13 protein-coding genes are annotated in these 16223 nt (G+C 44.3%); 10 read left to right on the top strand and 3 right to left on the bottom strand.

The window, feature by feature from the left end:
- Positions 1 to 78: 78 nt before the first annotated feature.
- Positions 79 to 561 carry a nucleoside-diphosphate kinase gene (locus tag G4D54_17685; protein ID QJA04144.1) on the top strand — a complete coding sequence of 161 codons (483 nt, stop codon included), beginning with the start codon at positions 79 to 81 and terminating at the stop codon, positions 559 to 561.
- 188 nt (positions 562 to 749) lie between these two features.
- On the opposite strand, the gene G4D54_17680 is transcribed toward G4D54_17685, so the two are convergent.
- Entirely contained in the window at positions 750 to 2066 is a 1317-nt protein-coding gene (locus tag G4D54_17680) for an EAL domain-containing protein (GenBank protein QJA04143.1), read from the bottom strand.
- A 622-nt stretch (positions 2067 to 2688) separates the two neighbouring features.
- Here G4D54_17680 and G4D54_17675 point away from each other — a divergent pair.
- Positions 2689 to 4593, top strand: a complete 1905-nt coding sequence (locus G4D54_17675) for a GGDEF domain-containing protein (GenBank protein QJA04142.1) — start codon at positions 2689 to 2691, stop codon at positions 4591 to 4593.
- 628 nt (positions 4594 to 5221) lie between these two features.
- On the opposite strand, the gene G4D54_17670 is transcribed toward G4D54_17675, so the two are convergent.
- Positions 5222 to 6103 carry an SAM-dependent methyltransferase gene (locus tag G4D54_17670; protein QJA04141.1) on the bottom strand — a complete coding sequence of 294 codons (882 nt, stop codon included), beginning with the start codon at positions 6101 to 6103 and terminating at the stop codon, positions 5222 to 5224.
- A 124-nt stretch (positions 6104 to 6227) separates the two neighbouring features.
- On the opposite strand from G4D54_17670, the gene G4D54_17665 reads away from it, so the two are divergent.
- From G4D54_17665 to G4D54_17655, 3 genes are read left to right on the top strand one after another with little or no spacing between them, the layout of a single operon-like run.
- Positions 6228 to 7385 (top strand): hypothetical protein, encoded by a 1158-nt coding sequence (locus G4D54_17665; protein QJA04140.1) that lies wholly within the window; start codon positions 6228 to 6230, stop codon positions 7383 to 7385.
- Between the two features lie 40 nt (positions 7386 to 7425).
- A complete protein-coding gene (locus G4D54_17660; GenBank protein QJA04139.1) occupies positions 7426 to 8106 on the top strand; it encodes a ferrichrome ABC transporter substrate-binding protein in 681 nt (226 codons plus the stop codon).
- A gap of 41 nt (positions 8107 to 8147) precedes the next feature.
- Positions 8148 to 9383, top strand: a complete 1236-nt coding sequence (locus tag G4D54_17655; protein ID QJA04138.1) for a hypothetical protein — start codon at positions 8148 to 8150, stop codon at positions 9381 to 9383.
- Between the two features lie 199 nt (positions 9384 to 9582).
- On the opposite strand, the gene G4D54_17650 is transcribed toward G4D54_17655, so the two are convergent.
- Positions 9583 to 11184 carry an LCP family protein gene (locus tag G4D54_17650; GenBank protein ID QJA04137.1) on the bottom strand — a complete coding sequence of 534 codons (1602 nt, stop codon included), beginning with the start codon at positions 11182 to 11184 and terminating at the stop codon, positions 9583 to 9585.
- 191 nt (positions 11185 to 11375) lie between these two features.
- Here G4D54_17650 and G4D54_17645 point away from each other — a divergent pair, with 191 nt between their 5' ends.
- The 5 genes from G4D54_17645 (at position 11376) to G4D54_17625 (ending at position 16168) form a co-directional block, all read left to right on the top strand.
- Positions 11376 to 13400, top strand: coding sequence for a BglG family transcription antiterminator (locus G4D54_17645; GenBank protein ID QJA04136.1), 2025 nt, complete (start codon positions 11376 to 11378; stop codon positions 13398 to 13400).
- Between the two features lie 123 nt (positions 13401 to 13523).
- Positions 13524 to 14015 (top strand): PTS sugar transporter subunit IIA, encoded by a 492-nt coding sequence (locus G4D54_17640; protein ID QJA04135.1) that lies wholly within the window; start codon positions 13524 to 13526, stop codon positions 14013 to 14015.
- Positions 13984 to 14454, top strand: coding sequence for a PTS sugar transporter subunit IIA (locus tag G4D54_17635; protein ID QJA04134.1), 471 nt, complete (start codon positions 13984 to 13986; stop codon positions 14452 to 14454). The genes G4D54_17640 and G4D54_17635 overlap by 32 nt, the downstream gene beginning before the upstream one ends.
- A 21-nt stretch (positions 14455 to 14475) precedes the next feature.
- Positions 14476 to 14751: a PTS sugar transporter subunit IIB gene (locus G4D54_17630; protein ID QJA04133.1), complete on the top strand. Its 276-nt coding sequence runs from the start codon at positions 14476 to 14478 to the stop codon at positions 14749 to 14751.
- Positions 14752 to 14779: 28 nt separating this feature from the next.
- A complete protein-coding gene (locus G4D54_17625) occupies positions 14780 to 16168 on the top strand; it encodes a PTS galactitol transporter subunit IIC (GenBank protein ID QJA04132.1) in 1389 nt (462 codons plus the stop codon).
- Positions 16169 to 16223: the final 55 nt, after the last annotated feature.

Genomic DNA, 16223 nt, shown 5'->3' with positions numbered 1-16223 from the left:
CACGATTTGATAGATATGGGAGATAGTTATCCATAATGCAGTGAAATGGTGTATACTAATGAAAACAGGAGGTCACTTATGAAACAGAAAACATTTATGATGCTGAAGCCGGATGCATTTGAGAGCGGACATGTCCGGGAGGTTTTGGATGAACTTCGCGCACATGGTCTTGAGATTGAGAAAAGCTGTACGATCACGGTTACTATGGAGGTAATGAAAACACTGATTGATCATTATGCAGGTGTGATTGATTCCATGAGTAAGGATTTTAATTTCCCGGGAAAACTATTCAATTCCTTTTATTATGACGGGCCGCATTCCATTATGCCAATGGAGGTAAGCTATGAGGGGGAGGAAGATATCATCACCCTGACAAGGACGCTTGCCGGAAAGACGAATCCACAGGAAGCAGGCGCAGATACACTTCGCGGAAAATACAGCAATGACAGCTATGACAAGGCATCCGCAGCTGTACGGCTTGTGAACAATGTGATTCATGCATCGGATTCTCACGAAAGCGCAGAGCGGGAACTAGGAATCTGGAAATCCTACTTGAATTGATTGGCAAGCCAACGGTATCGCTCTTATGGAATAGCGTGAGTTGACAGTACAGCATCACAGGTTCGTAATTGTCAGCCTCACATTATTGAGTGAATTGGAGAAAATGAAGCTCTCTGAAGCTTTAAAGGGGAGTATTCCATTCATAAGATATACAAAAATACACCCGTGATAAGGTGTATTTTTTTCGTCTAGGTTGTTTGACTGCGATGCTTGTCCTTTTTCAATAGATTTTGAAATTCATGCAGCGGCATCGGACGGTAATAGTAATACCCCTGTACATAGTCACAGCCGATGCTTTTTAGGAAATCAACGTATTCCTTTGTTTCAATGCCCTCGGCCAAGACCTTCATTCCCAGTGTATGCGCCATGTTCACGATGTGGGTAATGACTTCCTGATGTTTGTGATTCAGCGGTTTATCGAAAAACATCTTGTCAATTTTCAGGACATCTACCAGGTTTTCAAGCAAAATGTTAAAGGAGGAATAGCCGCTGCCGAAATCGTCGAGCGAACAGGTGAATCCCCGTTTCTTAAAAGCGACTATCATTTCCTTGACCTGATCATAATAGTCAAAGCGAATATTTTCCATAAACTCAAATTCGATTAACTGTTCACTGATTTGATATTTGCTGTATATGTCAAGGTAGTCATGCAGAAAATCTTCATCAAACAGGGAAGTATTCGTGATATTGAAGCTCATCGGCACTACCGGCTCTCCATTTTTCTGGGCTGTCTGTATATAGGAACAAACCGTATCAAACAGATTCAAATCCACCAGATAGATATCTCCGTTTGCGTTGAGAACAGGAAGAAAGGAGGATAACGGAATCAGGCAGCCATCAGCGGTTTTCCAGCGCAACAGGACCTCTCCACCTACGATTGCTTCATCACATAAGCGGATTTTCGGTTGAATATACGGAATAAATTCCTTTTTAAAACGAGCCTGCGTAACGCGATCCGCCGTTTCATGGAACCGCATGAAATCTTTGTATAACTCTGAATGATAGATATCATAGGAAAAGGTGCGCCGTTGGAGATGCGGACACTTCTTTCTTGTGATTTGCGCTTTGTTCTGCGCCTCATAAAAGCTGCAGGGCGTTTGTTCAAGAAAATAGAATCCAAATGAAAGATATATATTGTGATAAAAGATTTCGTCGGGATCATCAAACACAGCATCCACCAGCGGTACCAGAAATTCCTTTATAAGGATATCCATATCACAGTAATGCAATAACAGATTATAATCGTCGTTGCATACTCTTGCAATATACTCATCATCCTTTAAAAACTGAGAAGCAATTTCGTAAAGATGCTTCAATGCGGCATCTGCACGTTTTCTTCCGTGTTTATTATTTATATACTGAAATCGTTTGATATTCATATCGACAAAGACATAGGATGGATAGCGTTGGGGAACAAGTGCATCAAAGCGCTCCTTCAGCCATTGCTCATCGCCGCCATCTGTAAGGAAATCTCTCTGCGCCGGGGGTATTGTGGTTTGCTTCATATGCCAGTGCTCCTTCCTTTGCTATACAGTATTATAACACGTACCGATTTATTTTTTACAATTACTTATCATAGAAAATGTAATATTTAATAAATGGTTATTAGGAGCTGCTCTGGATTTTGTGAAAATTAACTTTCGCAGCTGATCCGATATCGAATGCCTGCATTTTTATTTCTCTGCTATACCAATTTCTGCATATCGTGCGTTGAGCTGATGTAGATTTTTTACTCAAACCTGCCATGTTATAGCATTGGTCGCATTGCCGGCTTAAATAGCTGCGCTTTTACAGTTTGCCTTGTTAAATCTCGGAAGTCAGCTTGCTGTAATAAAAGAATAAAATCGTAAAATCGGAAGAATGATATTACTACGAGACTATGCAAGGTATCCATTTCTTATACTAGTCATCTATGATGCTTAGCATATTGTCTTATATTCATATTCTCTATGCCTATATGACTACTTGATTTCATCACACGAGAGTCCTTTTTGCTTAGCCAAATGTAATATTATTCAGAAAAAATAAATAAACATTATATTTTTCAAATAATATTGACTTGCTTAGTGATATAATTTTAAAAAAGACAGCATTTATACAATCGCAGGAATGGAATGAGGGAGTGCAATGAAAAGTAATAGTTTGTTTAAAACGAATATAGTAATAGGTTTTGTGTTGATTATCGGTTTCATGTTAACAGCCTTCTTCGGATACCAGGCAAACTATCAAAGCTCACTTAATACTATAGAACATGTCTCAACTCTTACATCAGAAGGTATCTATTATCAGCTGACATCCATGTTCACACGCCCCGTCAATATCTCTTTGACGATGGCACACGACAGCTTTTTAAAGGATCATTTGGAAAAAGAGCAGGAGCAATTCACTGAGCAAAGCTATATAGAAACACTACGGGAGTATTTAAATGTCTATAAAGAAAAATACAGCTTTGATTCCGTATTTCTTGTTTCTACAGAATCCGGCAGATATTATAGTTACCGCGGTTTGGATCGTGTGATAACCAAGGAGAGCAGAGAAAATGAATGGTATTATGATCTGCTGTACAGCAGGGATGAGTATGCGCTTAATGTTGACAATGATGAGGTGGAAGGAGCAAGCAATGAAATCACAGTGTTTGTAAATTGTAAGATTACAGATGAGCATAACAAGACGATTGGAATTGTCGGTGTCGGCATTCGTCTACAGCATTTGAAGGAACTGTTGGGGGAATATGAAAAAAAGTATAATGTAAATGCATACCTCATCAATTCCGCAGGGAATATAGAAATTTCAACCGATAACAGTGGCTATGAGCAGGTGGACTGGTTTGAAAAATACAACCAGCAGGATGTTAGAGAATCCATACAGGCATGGAAGGATGAACAGAATAATCTTGAATTGTGGACAAAGCATGATGTACAACAAAGCTATGTGGTGGCTTGCTATATACCGGAACTGTCCTGGCATCTGATTGTTCAGCAGGATACAGGTGTACTATTGAATGCGATGCACCTGCAGATTCTGAAAATTGCATGTATGATGCTTATCATCATACTTATTGTTCTTGGCATTATAACGCTGGTTATCCGAAGCTTTAACCGGCAGATTACCGCTTTGATGGAAGAAAAACAGGCGATTTTCAGAACAGCGACAGAAGAGCTTTACGACAATATCTATGAATTGAATATTACCAGAAACAGTTATGTCGGAGAGCGTACAGCAAATTATTTCGACAGTCTGGGCGCGAAAGGGCTGCCTTACGACGAAGGATTGGCAATGATTGCGGAAAAGCAGATCAAAAAGGAATTTAGAGACGGCTATGTTACTCTGTTTACTCCGAAAAATGTTATACGGGAATTTGAAGCAGGCAATAATCATCTGCAATACGATTTTATGATTTCACAAGATGGAAGTGATTATTTCTGGATGCGGATAGATGCGTATATCTTTCTGTCTGCGCAGGATGATTGCATTCATATGTTCACATATCGGAAAAACATAGATGATGAAAAGATGAAGGAGCGTCTTGCCGTCATTGATGATATGACAGGTTTCTATACGAGAAAGGCGTGTATTGAAGCAATATCGTTGCAGCTGAAGAACATTGATGATGAGCATTATGCGTTTTTCATCTTTGATATAGATAATTTCAAGCAGGCGAATGATCGGTTCGGACATGCCTTCGGAGATTACTGTATTCAGGAATTTACGAAAGCGATTCGCTCCCATTTCCGAAAAACAGATATTCTGGGAAGAATTGGGGGAGATGAATTTGTGGTATTATGCAAGTATAAACAGCTCGATCAGCTGATGAAGCGTATACAGGACCTTTCACAGAATATGGAGATGCAATGTGAGAAGAAGTCAGCTTCCTGGCATATGTCTGCCAGCATAGGGATTGCGCTGGTTCCGAAGCATGGCACTGATTTTGAAACGCTTTATGAAAAGGCAGATCAGGCATTGTATGAAACAAAGGTAAGAGGGAAAAACGGATTTACTGTATATCGCGAGGATATGCACGATAAAGAATAAAATGCACAGCAGTATGGAATCGGATTCACGATTTCAGGCTGCTGTGTTTGTTTTCGTTTAAATGGACAGCATATAGCAAGTGCTCCTCTGTTACAGTCCTTATAAGACGTGTATAAAAAGCTGCTGTATAGCGTATAGACTGCAGGTATATAAGCTGTACATCTCTGTTTTGGCGATTATCATAAGGCTTATCGTTTTGATTCTGCAATTATCCGCTGAAAGAATCCTTAAGGTATCTGCTTTAAAATGAAACGAAGAACGTATTTCCGTTTCCGTAAGCATAAGAGGGAGGAACGCATTTCCTCCTGCATACAACAGGAGGATATTTCTATTTTATGAGGATGCTCGAATATTATCTTTTTATAAGTGCTTCCATGCATAACATTGTATAGCAGTCTGTTTTATTATTATCAAAGGCAGTTTTCTAAATCTGTTGGCAGCCATTATGCTTTTTTGTTTGATTATCACTCTATATACTTCTGCATTTCTTCATCCTGCATGTGCGTGCTTCCCTTATCTGCTTTTCGATAACTGAGGTATAGCAGTACGGGATTGAACTGCTCCCCACTGGTAGTTCGGCATATAATCAATATAAAAAGCCGGAGATTATCCGGCCTTTATATACTGCTTATTTGTTGTCTCTTACCCATTTACCATAGATTCCGCATGGCAGAACACTGTCACCGGTTGTGATAGGTAGTCCGATTTCTCCTGCCGCAATCGCTCCGTTACAATGCTTTTTCCCAACAGTCGTACGCAGCAGATTGTACAATACAGTCGGCGGGAATCCGGTCGTATAGGAATTTACCAGGAAAAACAGCGGATCATCATCCAGAATTTCCATACATGCGGAGATCAGCGGATACAGCTGTTCCTCAATTTTCCATATTTCTCCATTCGGTCCTCTGCCATAGCTTGGCGGATCCATGATAATAGCATGGTAGGTTCTGCCTCTTCTTTTTTCACGGGCAACAAACTTCAGCACATCATCCACAATAAACCGTATTTTATGATTCTCCAGATGGGAGAGCATCATATTCTCCTTGGCCCAGTTCACCATACCCTTGCTGGCATCAACGTGTACGACCTCTGCCGCTCCCGCACTGGCACATGCCATGGTTGCCCCGCCGGTATAGGCGAACAGATTCAGCACACGCAAATCCTCACGTCCGCTGCCTTGAATCGTATCCATCATCCAGTCCCAGTTCGCAGCCTGCTCGGGGAACAGGCCGGTATGCTTGAATCCGGTTGGAGAAACCTTAAAGCGCAGATCGCCATATGAGACCGTCCAGCTATCCTTGAATTTCTTTTTATATTCCCAGCTACCGCCACCGCTTTTTGAACGGTGGTAATGTGCATGCGGTGAATTCCACATGCTGTTTTCCTCCATCGGCCAGATCACCTGCGGATCGGGGCGGCGCAGTATGATATCCTTCCATCGCTCCAGCTTTTCCCCGCTGCCGGCATCGATGCATTCATAGTCCTTCCAATGTTTCGCTACCTGATTCATTTCATCAACTCCTGACGCATACCATTATATCATGAGATAACGTGTTAGTTACATGAGTTTCTTGAGAAAAAGACACAAAAGTGTGGTAGAATATAAGAAAATACACTGGAAAAGGAGGATACTTATGATCAACAAACTGTATGATAATTGCTTTACAACGGAGCTTTCCACCAAGGTTCTGGAAGTCCGGGAAGATAACGGCCTCTTCTGGCATGCCTGCAAGGATACCATCTTTTATAAAGAAGGCGGCGGAATGGCCAGTGATATCGGTATGATCGACGAGCACATGGTACTGGATTTGAAATATGAGGAAGGTCATATGTGGCACCTTCTGGATACCCGACTCGAGGGTACGGTCTTTATGAGTGTGAACCTGCATGAGCGTTTCCGTAAATGTCAGATTCATACGGCACAGCATCTGATCAGTGCGGTTCTCGGCAATGTTTATAAGGTGGAGACACTGGCTCATCATGTAGGGGATGAGGAAAATGATATTGAATTCAGCTTTGAGGATTTCACCGATAAGATGGCATTTGAGCTGCAGGTTCTGTGCAACGGTCTGATTCGCGATGATCTTGAAGTCAGTATACAGTATCCGACAAGGGTAGAGGCAAGCAAAATGGCCAAGGGTAAAAACCTTGACCGCGATGATCTGCGTGTTGTACGCATCGGGGCACTGGATTACAATATGTGCGGCTGTATGCATGTTCCATCCCTTCGCTACCTGCAGATGCTGTACATCAGCGGGTATGAAAAAACAGCAAAGGGGTATAAAATTAAATATCTTGTCGGCGATCAGCTGCTTGACTGCGTTTCCAGACGCTATAAGGTGCTGGATGAAGCAAGCCGTTCCCTGGCTGTATCCCACCTCTATGTAAATACCGGTGTCAACCGTTTAATCAATGAAACACGTCAGCTGAATCGGGATATCATTGTCTGGAAGCAGAAGTATTATGAGATGTTTGGAAAAGAGCTTGGACAGAGCGAGGAGGATATCATCATCCATTTCTTTGATGATATTGATGTGAAATCAGAAGCGGATGTCGCAAAATATGTAACGGAGAATTACAAAAAGGCGGTCATCTTCGTGGCAAAGACATATGACAATGTTCATGTAGTCGTAGCCTCTCACAAGGATATGGACTTTGATTCCGCAAAGGTATTCAAAGAAATTGCGGATGCCTATCACCTGAAGGGGGGCGGAAGTGCCCGGCTTTCTCAGGGAGGCGGCATGTATTCTGAAGAAATTATTAAATTTGTCAAAACGCATAGGTTTTCCTGAAAAATTATGATATACTAATAAACGTTTTATGGAGGTCTGTATGAATCAAATAGCAAAGAAATTACTTCTCTGCGTCGGAATCCTATCGGTAACTATGGTTAGCGGATGCAGCTCTGACGACAGCAGCAAGAAAAAAGAAACAGCGAAAAATGAAGAGAAGGCGGAAGTGAAAATGGTTGCCAATGATTTATATGTGGAGCCCTTGAATCCAACTCAGGCGCAAATCGAGGCGTATAACAAGCTGTCGCAAGCAATTACCAGCGAGGACAGAAAAGAGGAGGCTACCATGGTAGCAGTCAGCTTTGCATTTGATTTCTTTACATTATCCAACAAAGAGGATGCCCAGGATCTTGGCGGACTGCAGTTTATACCAAGCGATAAGATCCGCAACTTCATGGAGTTTGCACAGGCATACTACTATGGAAATTATCCGACCATCGTAAACGAATACGGGAAGAAAAGCCTGCCGGAGGTATCCGGTTATAAGGTGGATGCTGTAGAAGCCAAGGATTTTACCTACAACGGCTCTGCCTGCCGAGGATACGATGTCAAGCTGACATTGACCTATGCAGAAACGGAAGTGGAGAGTCTGAAGAAGTCCATGACGATCAGCGTTATCGAAATTCAGGATTATGAATATGACCGTACAAAGAATTACAAGAAAGATGTCATCTACGATGGGGAAATGAAAAATGTCTATCGTGTATTGGCAGTTGAATAAGGGACTGAGAAATCAGTTCCTTTTTGAAAGGGGTTTTGACAATGTCTATTGAAATTGTATTGGAAGGACAGCTGGAAAAGGAAACGGACAAAGAGGCATTCAGTGCTTTTCTAAAGCAGGTATGCGATGAGAAAAAGCTGAAGCTGGAGGATTATGATGCCACCGTCATGATTGATATCTGTCCGGAGGGGTACATTGAATGCGGCTATGAGGACCGCTTTGTGAGTATTGCGGCACAGACCAATGTCGCAGGACCCGGATTCCATGCTTTTGTCTGCACTGTTTTTGATGAGATCATCAGCGGTTCCCAGATTCCGCTGGAGGTAAACGATCCGACGGGATATTATACGGACCGCAATTTTGAAAATTTGAAATACAAGTACTTTTACCGCTGGCTGAAGGATATACAGGGCTATGTTCTGGATCATATCGATGAGGAAAAGGAATTATGCATCTCCTGGCCGCAGGAGTATTATCACCCTGTCTACAGAGAGGGCTTTGTCGTCACACCGCTGGGTTATATTCACAGAGATGATTTTCAGACAAGGGATGTCGAGGACTTGGCAGATGATTTCTTTGTATGGAATGATCGAAAGCGTACTGCACGCTATTATCGCAACTGCGCCATGGTGCTGCTGTGGAAGGAGTGTTACTTTGCATACAGCTCTATGAATGAATATACGGATAAGATTGCCAACAGCATTCTGGATTATCTGGAGGCGGCGTATGAGAAGGATGATCTGCTTCCGCTGCCGATGGATGCCTATCGCAGTATCTGTACGGCAATCCACCGTGAGATTCTGATTCAGCATGCGGATGAGCTGAAGATCGCGCATCTGGGCTATCGAAACGGAGTTGTTTCCTATCCTTTCGGAAGCTGGAGTATTCCTGCTCATGGCTGCAGTGAAAAAAGCTTTGATGAGACAACACAGACGATGCATTTTATGGCACCGTACAAGGATGCACAGGAGCCCTGGAAATGGATGATCAAGGCAAACGCCTATACCTTCGAAAAGGAAATTCCGACATTTCTGGAAAAGCTGGAGAAGCCGGTCGATGTCATGGACGCCTTCAGCTTCGAAAAGGAAGCGGTGATCTGCAAGGGAATTGTGGAGAATCTGGATGAATACTATACCGTGGTTGTTCAGGCAAACTGTGAAAAGGACACCTTGTTTCTTGAGTGCATTGTGCGTGATGAACAGGATATTGCGCTGCTGAAGGAATGGTGTCAGGGAATCAAGCATCGTGTTACCATCAGCGATGAGCTGCACAGCTGAATAGAGGCTGATCACGCTTTTTAAAGGAGGCAGAGTATCCTTTAAAGAGCGTTTTTTTGTACTGCCAGCAGGCTATGCCAAAAGGCACATCCTCATTCCATTGTCCTGTCTTTTATCCTTCCCATCCTTCACAGCTACAACTCGTGCAGTATAAGAAATCATAAAAAACACCCTGTCATAGGGTGTTTTCGTATGGCTGTTAGTGCGGCGTGCTTGCCATGGTGTCCCAGATGATATTGGGATCATCGTTGATTGGCAGAGTATCCCTGTAGAGATCATCCATGTTGAAATGAAAGCTCTCCATCTGCAGCTGGTTGCTTGCACCGTCATAGGCATTGACGACAGCGTGTACCTCATCCTTGTTGAAGAGATATACATCATATGGTCCCTCCAGCGGATTCAGGCTTGCGACCTGCTGTGAATCATAGACACCGGTATCGGAAATGACACTGGAAATTGTCCAGGGCTTCATATTATCCAGCTCACTGGAAACGAATTTTGTAATCTGGTTTGCCGGCATATCGGTAATCACGTAATTGGGAGCGACATCCAGCAGATCATTGACATAGCCAAGTGCGGACGGGGAAATCAGCTTGTTGATGATTGCCTTGATGATACGCTGCTGTGCACGTTCTCTTCCGGCGTTGTCATAGCCCTCGGTTTTACGGTGACGGGAATAAGCGAGCGCCTGCTTTCCATCCAGATGCTGCTCTCCCTTTTTCAGGCAGATCAGATCGTCCTTTTTAAAGCTGCGGTTTTCATCCTGCTCACAGAAATCAAGTTCCACATCCACGTCAATACCGCCGATCGTATCGACGATTTCAATCATGGAATTAAAGCTGACACGTGCATAGTAGTCAACCGGAATGCCGAAGAACTGTGAGATGGTGTCCACACTCGTATCGATTCCATATATGCCGGTATGCGTCAGCTTGTCATTGGCATTGTTCAGGGCCGTATTGGGTACCAGCGCATCCCTTGGTATGGAAACCATATCGATATGATTTGCGACCGGATTGACAATCAGCAGCAGATTGGTATCGGTACGCGTCTGCTGATCCGGAGAACCGGTACTGTCCAGACCGCTCAGGTAAACGGTAAAGGTCTGCTTGGTGATGTCCTTCTGTTCCTTGGTCTTAATGGTATCGGTTTTGGAATAGGTTTTCAGAATCTGTACATTTTTCTCAAAATCCTTGATGTTTGCTTTCGACATATTGTAGAAGGTTTCAGAGATTGCCATTGCGGATACATTTCCCTGCTCCATCTGATCATAGAGTGTCGTATAATCCATTTCCTCTTTGGCAGTATAGGAGCTGATGTCCTTGGATACCGAGGTCTTGGCAAAGGAAAGGTTATCTGCATCACTTCCGTTCTGAAATCCGATAATCTTATCCGCAAGCTCTGCCTCACTCCTGATACCGCTGGTTTTTGATGTAATCAGGTACAGGTTTGTGGTAATGGTTGTCGTACCGTCATCATTGACCTTGGTCGTTTTACTCATTTTGTTGATGGTTGTACGGGATTTCTCCATGAAATAGCCGAAGGTGCCAACAATTGCGACAAGCAGAATCAGAAACAGCCGCTTGATGACTAAGCCCCAGGTCGGCATCTGTTTAAATGCGAGTAGCAGTAAAATCAGAAACAGCAGTCCGAAGATTGCTGCTGCTATGGTAACCCACTTGATTGGGAGCAGTCCGAAGCTGTAGGCGATATAGAAGGATACAATACTTACCATCAGAAATACAGCGAGCATGATGATATCGATAATCAGGCTCCTGCGTTTTAGTTTTTTATTTTCCATGAAAACACCTCAATAATCTACATTATAGTATAAAAAGTACGGAAATTCCAGATTACCTGTAATTACTCTATGTGAACGTTTTATGAATTTTATGAAAATAAACTATAAATCAGGATAAATATGGAATGATTTGCATTTTTTGCCGCAAATATTATAGAATAAGGATACTTGAATTGAAAGAGGGATCCGTTATGATACCGTTTACAGGAAAACAGCTGCAGCTGATTCAGCTGCTTATGGAACAAAGCACACCGATTGCGTTGGATGAAATATCACAGCTTTTGCATGCAGGAAGGCGAAGTGTGTATTATATCGTGAATAAAACGAATGAGGTACTGCAGATGAATGCACTAAAGCCTGTGATGTGCAAACGGGGAGCCGGTTATTTTCTGTTGGATGAGCAGAAGCAGCAGCTATCCGCCCTTCTGCAAAAGCGGCAGCTGCAGCCGGATGTACTGACACCTCAGCAGCGTGTCAGCTTTCTGATCTGCTATATGATCTATCCCAAAGCAGTTATTCATGTGGAGGATATCATGCAGTTGTTAAAATGCAGCCGCAATACCGTGTTCAGTGATTTGAAGAATGTGAAGGAGCAGCTGAAAGCCTATGGTCTGGAGCTGCGCATCGATTTGAAAAACGGATACGGCATCGAGGGAAAGGCATTCAACAAGCGGGCGGTTCTGCTGTATTTTCTGAAGCAGCTGCTGGATGAGGTGAATTATCACGCATTGCCCTTTCTGGACACAGCGCTGGTGGACGATTATTATGGAAGACTACAGAAAATATCCAGTGAGCGTGAGCATGAATACCGACAGGACAATCTGCTATCCATCGCCTGTATGCTGAGCATTATCCGCGATTCACCGGAGCAGTATGATTTTTCTCTCATGGAGCTACGTGATCTGTGTGAAACACAGGAGCTGGATTTGATTGACCGTTATTTTCAGGAGCTGAATGTGCATGAGCGGCTGTATCTCGCATTGCATCTTTTGGGCTCCAAGGCAAGCAGGGAGCTGTGTCCGCAGGATGATGAGCATGATATCCGCATCTTTGAATTATCCAGCCGTCTTGTGGAAACCTTTGAGCGTACGGCATGTGTATCCTTTGATGATAAAAATGACCTGATCAATTCCATCTATATGCATTTGAAGCTGTCCATGTATTACAACCGTCTTTCCATCCAGGTCGTAAACCCGCTGATCGATGAAATACAGAAGCAGTACAAGGATATTTATATGATTACACAGCTGGTATGCGAAGACCTCAGGGATTTGTTTCAGATGCCGATCATAGATAGTGAAATCGCTTATCTGACCATGCATTTCGGCGGACATCTGAAGCAGGGGGTGCGCTGCTATGATGAAATCCGTATTCTGATTGTCTGTCCCAGCGGGATTTCCACATCCATGCTTCTCAAGCGGGAAATCGAGGGGCTGTATGCGAATGTGCGGGTTGTGGATACCGCGAGTCTGGAGCATGTGCAGGAATATGAGCAGCAGGTGGATTTCATTGTATCGACAATCGATGTACAAAGCGAGGTGCCAGTAATACAGGTGCATCCGATTTTAAGCAGAAAGGATAAGGCACGAATCGCTTCCATGATGATGCTGAATTTCGACTGCTATGAAATCAACAATGAAAAGCTGGGCGGTCTGCTTTCCATCATCGCCTCCTATGTGAAGGAAACGGATATGGACGCCCTGAAGCGGGATGTTCTGGCCTATCTCAACCGGGGAAACTCCTTTGTCGGTATTCATGATAAAGAGCAGCTCGGTCTGCTGGATATATTGCAAAAGGAGGATATACAGGTTCTGGAGCAGGTGGACTCCTGGAAGGAGATGATTCAGACGGCATCCACACCGCTGCTGAGCCGCGGTGTCATTCAAAACAGCTATGTGCAGGAGATGATCCATCTGGTGGATGAATACGGACCATATATCCTGCTGGCGAATTCCGTTGCCGTAGCTCATGCGAAGCCGGAGCATGGCGCCTTCCGTCTGGGACTGTCCTTCCTGATAGTCAAGCGGGATGTACCCTTTGATGAGGTATCTTCGCTGCGGTATCTGTTTGTACTGTCAGACGCCGCTCACGACAAGCATCTGAATGTCCTGCATGAAATCCTGCAGCTGAGCAGAAACAGGGATCTTCTTAGACGGTTGGATGCATGCGAAAATGCAGCCGAGGTGCGAAGGCTTCTGCAGTTTGCTTTCTCTTAATACGATAGAGTCCAACGACTTGCACTTTCAAGTTCAGTCAGGTTGGACTTTTTTCTGTTTACCGTCATTTGTATAATGAACATGGAAAGAGATGCATATCTTTCAGGCATGGAGGTGAAGGCAATGAAAGAAGAAGTGCTGTCCGTTGAGAACATTCAGATACAGGAGCGCTCCTGTGACTGGAAATCCGCTATAGAAACCGCAGTGAAGCCATTGATTCAAAACGGCTTTGTGGAAGAGAGGTATACAGCAGCCATACTTCGCAATATTGAGGCATGGGGACCTTACTTCATGGCCGGACCCTACATCATACTTCCACACGCAAGGCCTGAGGAGGGCGTGCGGAAAAATCAGATTTCCATTTTGTCATTAAAAAAACCGGTATATTTTGACGATGGAAGCATACCGATCCGCTTGTTGATGATTCTGGCTTCTGTAGATTCAAAATCACATCTGCGAATCCTGAAGATGCTGGCGAGTGTAGTTACGGATGAAGCGACACTGCGAAGCCTGTTGAAAAGCAGTACGCCGCAGGAGCTGTTTCAATGTTTTCAGGCAAAGGAATCGAAGGGAGGTAGAGAAGATGGGATTTCAATTCATACCACAGCTGATTGAAACGGATGTATGTGTAAAGGACAAGGAAGAGGTCATTCGCCATCTGGCGGATAAGCTGAAAGCACATGGATGCAGTGATGCGGCATATGCGGATAAGGTGCTGCTGCGTGAGCAGGAATATCCAACCGGGCTGCGTACCAAATGTGCTGCTATCGCTATTCCACATGCCTTTGATCCGGCAATCAGCGGCAATCATGTTGCACTGGCTATCCTGCAGCATCCGATTCGCTTTTGCAACATGGAGGATACGGACAGTGAAATTGATGTTGACATGGTGTTTCTCATGGCAATCAGCAGTGCCCATGAGCAGCTGGAAATGCTGCAGACCATCATGCGGATGCTGGGGGATGACACGCTGTTTATCCGGCTTGTGAGGCTGCATGATGCAGATGAGGTATGCAGGCAGCTGAATGCATTTATAGAAGGACAGAAATCATAAGGAAAAGGAGAGGCTACGAATATGAAAAAAATTGTAATCGCCTGCGGGGCAGGACTGGCAACCTCCAGCATGGTTCGTGAAAAGGTGGAGGAGGAACTGAAGGAGCATGGGATTTCCTGTGAAATCATGCAATGCACCCTGCATGAGGTAGAGAGCTATGACGGTCAGGTGGATCTGATCATCACGACGATGAAGGTAAAGAAGAAATTCACAACACCGCTCGTTCACGGCAGTGCCTACCTGACAGGCATCAATGAAGAAGCAGTTACGCAACAGATTATGGATATTCTCGCATAGCGTGCGGATAAGAACAGGAGAGAAAATTATGCAGACAGTATTAGACATCATTCAGTATATCGTCGACCTGGGAAGCTATGTATTTGTACCGATTCTGATGTGCATCATCGGATTGATTTTCGGACTGAAGCCTTCCAAGGCCATCAAAGCGGGGGTAACGGTGGGAATCGGACTCATCGGAGTCAGTATTGTATCAACCCTAACGGCAGATTCCCTGTCACCGGTCATCAATGAAATGGTCAAGGTGCTGGATCTGAATCTGACCGCAATCGATGTCGGCGGATCACCGGCGGCAGCTGTTGGCTTCGGAAGTCTGCTTGGGGCTGCGCTGATTATCGTCATTCTGATTACCAATATCGTTCTGGTCGCTTTAAAGCTGACCAAAACAGTAAATGTCGACATTTACAACTTCTGGTATTTTGCTATAACAGCAGGCTTTGTTCAGCTCCTTACCGGAAGCTACTGGCTGGCAATCCTGGCAGGAGTCACGCATGCCATTCTGGGACTGAAGGTCGCAGATGTCATGGCACATCGCACACAGGAAATTATCGGTATTGATGCCATCTCCATTCCACACGGCTTTGCGGCGGCAAGTGCACCGCTGTTCATGCTGCTGGATAAGGTATATGACCGGATTCCCTATCTGAAGCACCGTAAGGAAAGTGAAGAGGAGAGTGGAGAGCACGGTATCGGAAAGGTGATCGGCTCTGTGCTGGGACAGCCAATCTATCTGGGATTGATCATGGGACTGCTGTTCGGCGTGGTAGCCGGCTATGATTTCAAGGGGATTGCGGATGTGATGATGAAGACAGCTGCGATCATGATGCTGTTTCCGACAATGGTAAAAATGATCGTCAACGGTCTGATTCCGATATCCAATCAGGCAAAGAAATTCTTCACCACACATTTTAAGGACAGAGAACTGTATATCGGACTGGATTCTGCGGTAACCATCGGACATCCTGTGACAATCAGTGTCGGCTTTCTGATGATTCCGGTCTTCATGGTCTTTGCGGCAATTCTTCCCGGCAATACCACGCTGCCCCTTGGTGAGGTACCGTTTGCGGCCTTCTATGTGTGCTTTGCGACCATCGTTCACCGCGGTAACCGTAAAAGAACAATTATATCCAGCCTGATTTTTATTCCGATCGTGCTGTGGATTTCAAGCTGGGCAGCACCGCTGTTCACGGAGCTCGCCTCCAATGCCGGACTGAGCTATGTACAGGCCGGACAGCAGGCAACGACCATGGCTCTTGGAAATATGTTTATCTGGCTGCCGACCGTCCTGGCTCAGACACCGGTGATCGGTGCAGGCATCCTGATTATCATTGATATCGCAGTACTGTTTGGCGGAAAGGTTATCGAGCGCTATTATGCGAAAGAGGATGCGGCATTTGAAGCGAAGTATTATGAATAAGGCGAACCCTGTATAAAGGATCGTGGGATTTAAAAAATGAAGCAGGCAAAGTGAG

The organism is [Clostridium] innocuum, assembly GCA_012317185.1.
Lineage (GTDB): Bacteria > Bacillota_I > Bacilli_A > Erysipelotrichales > Erysipelotrichaceae > Clostridium_AQ > Clostridium_AQ innocuum.
This window is presented reverse-complemented; position numbering and strand designations above follow the sequence as displayed.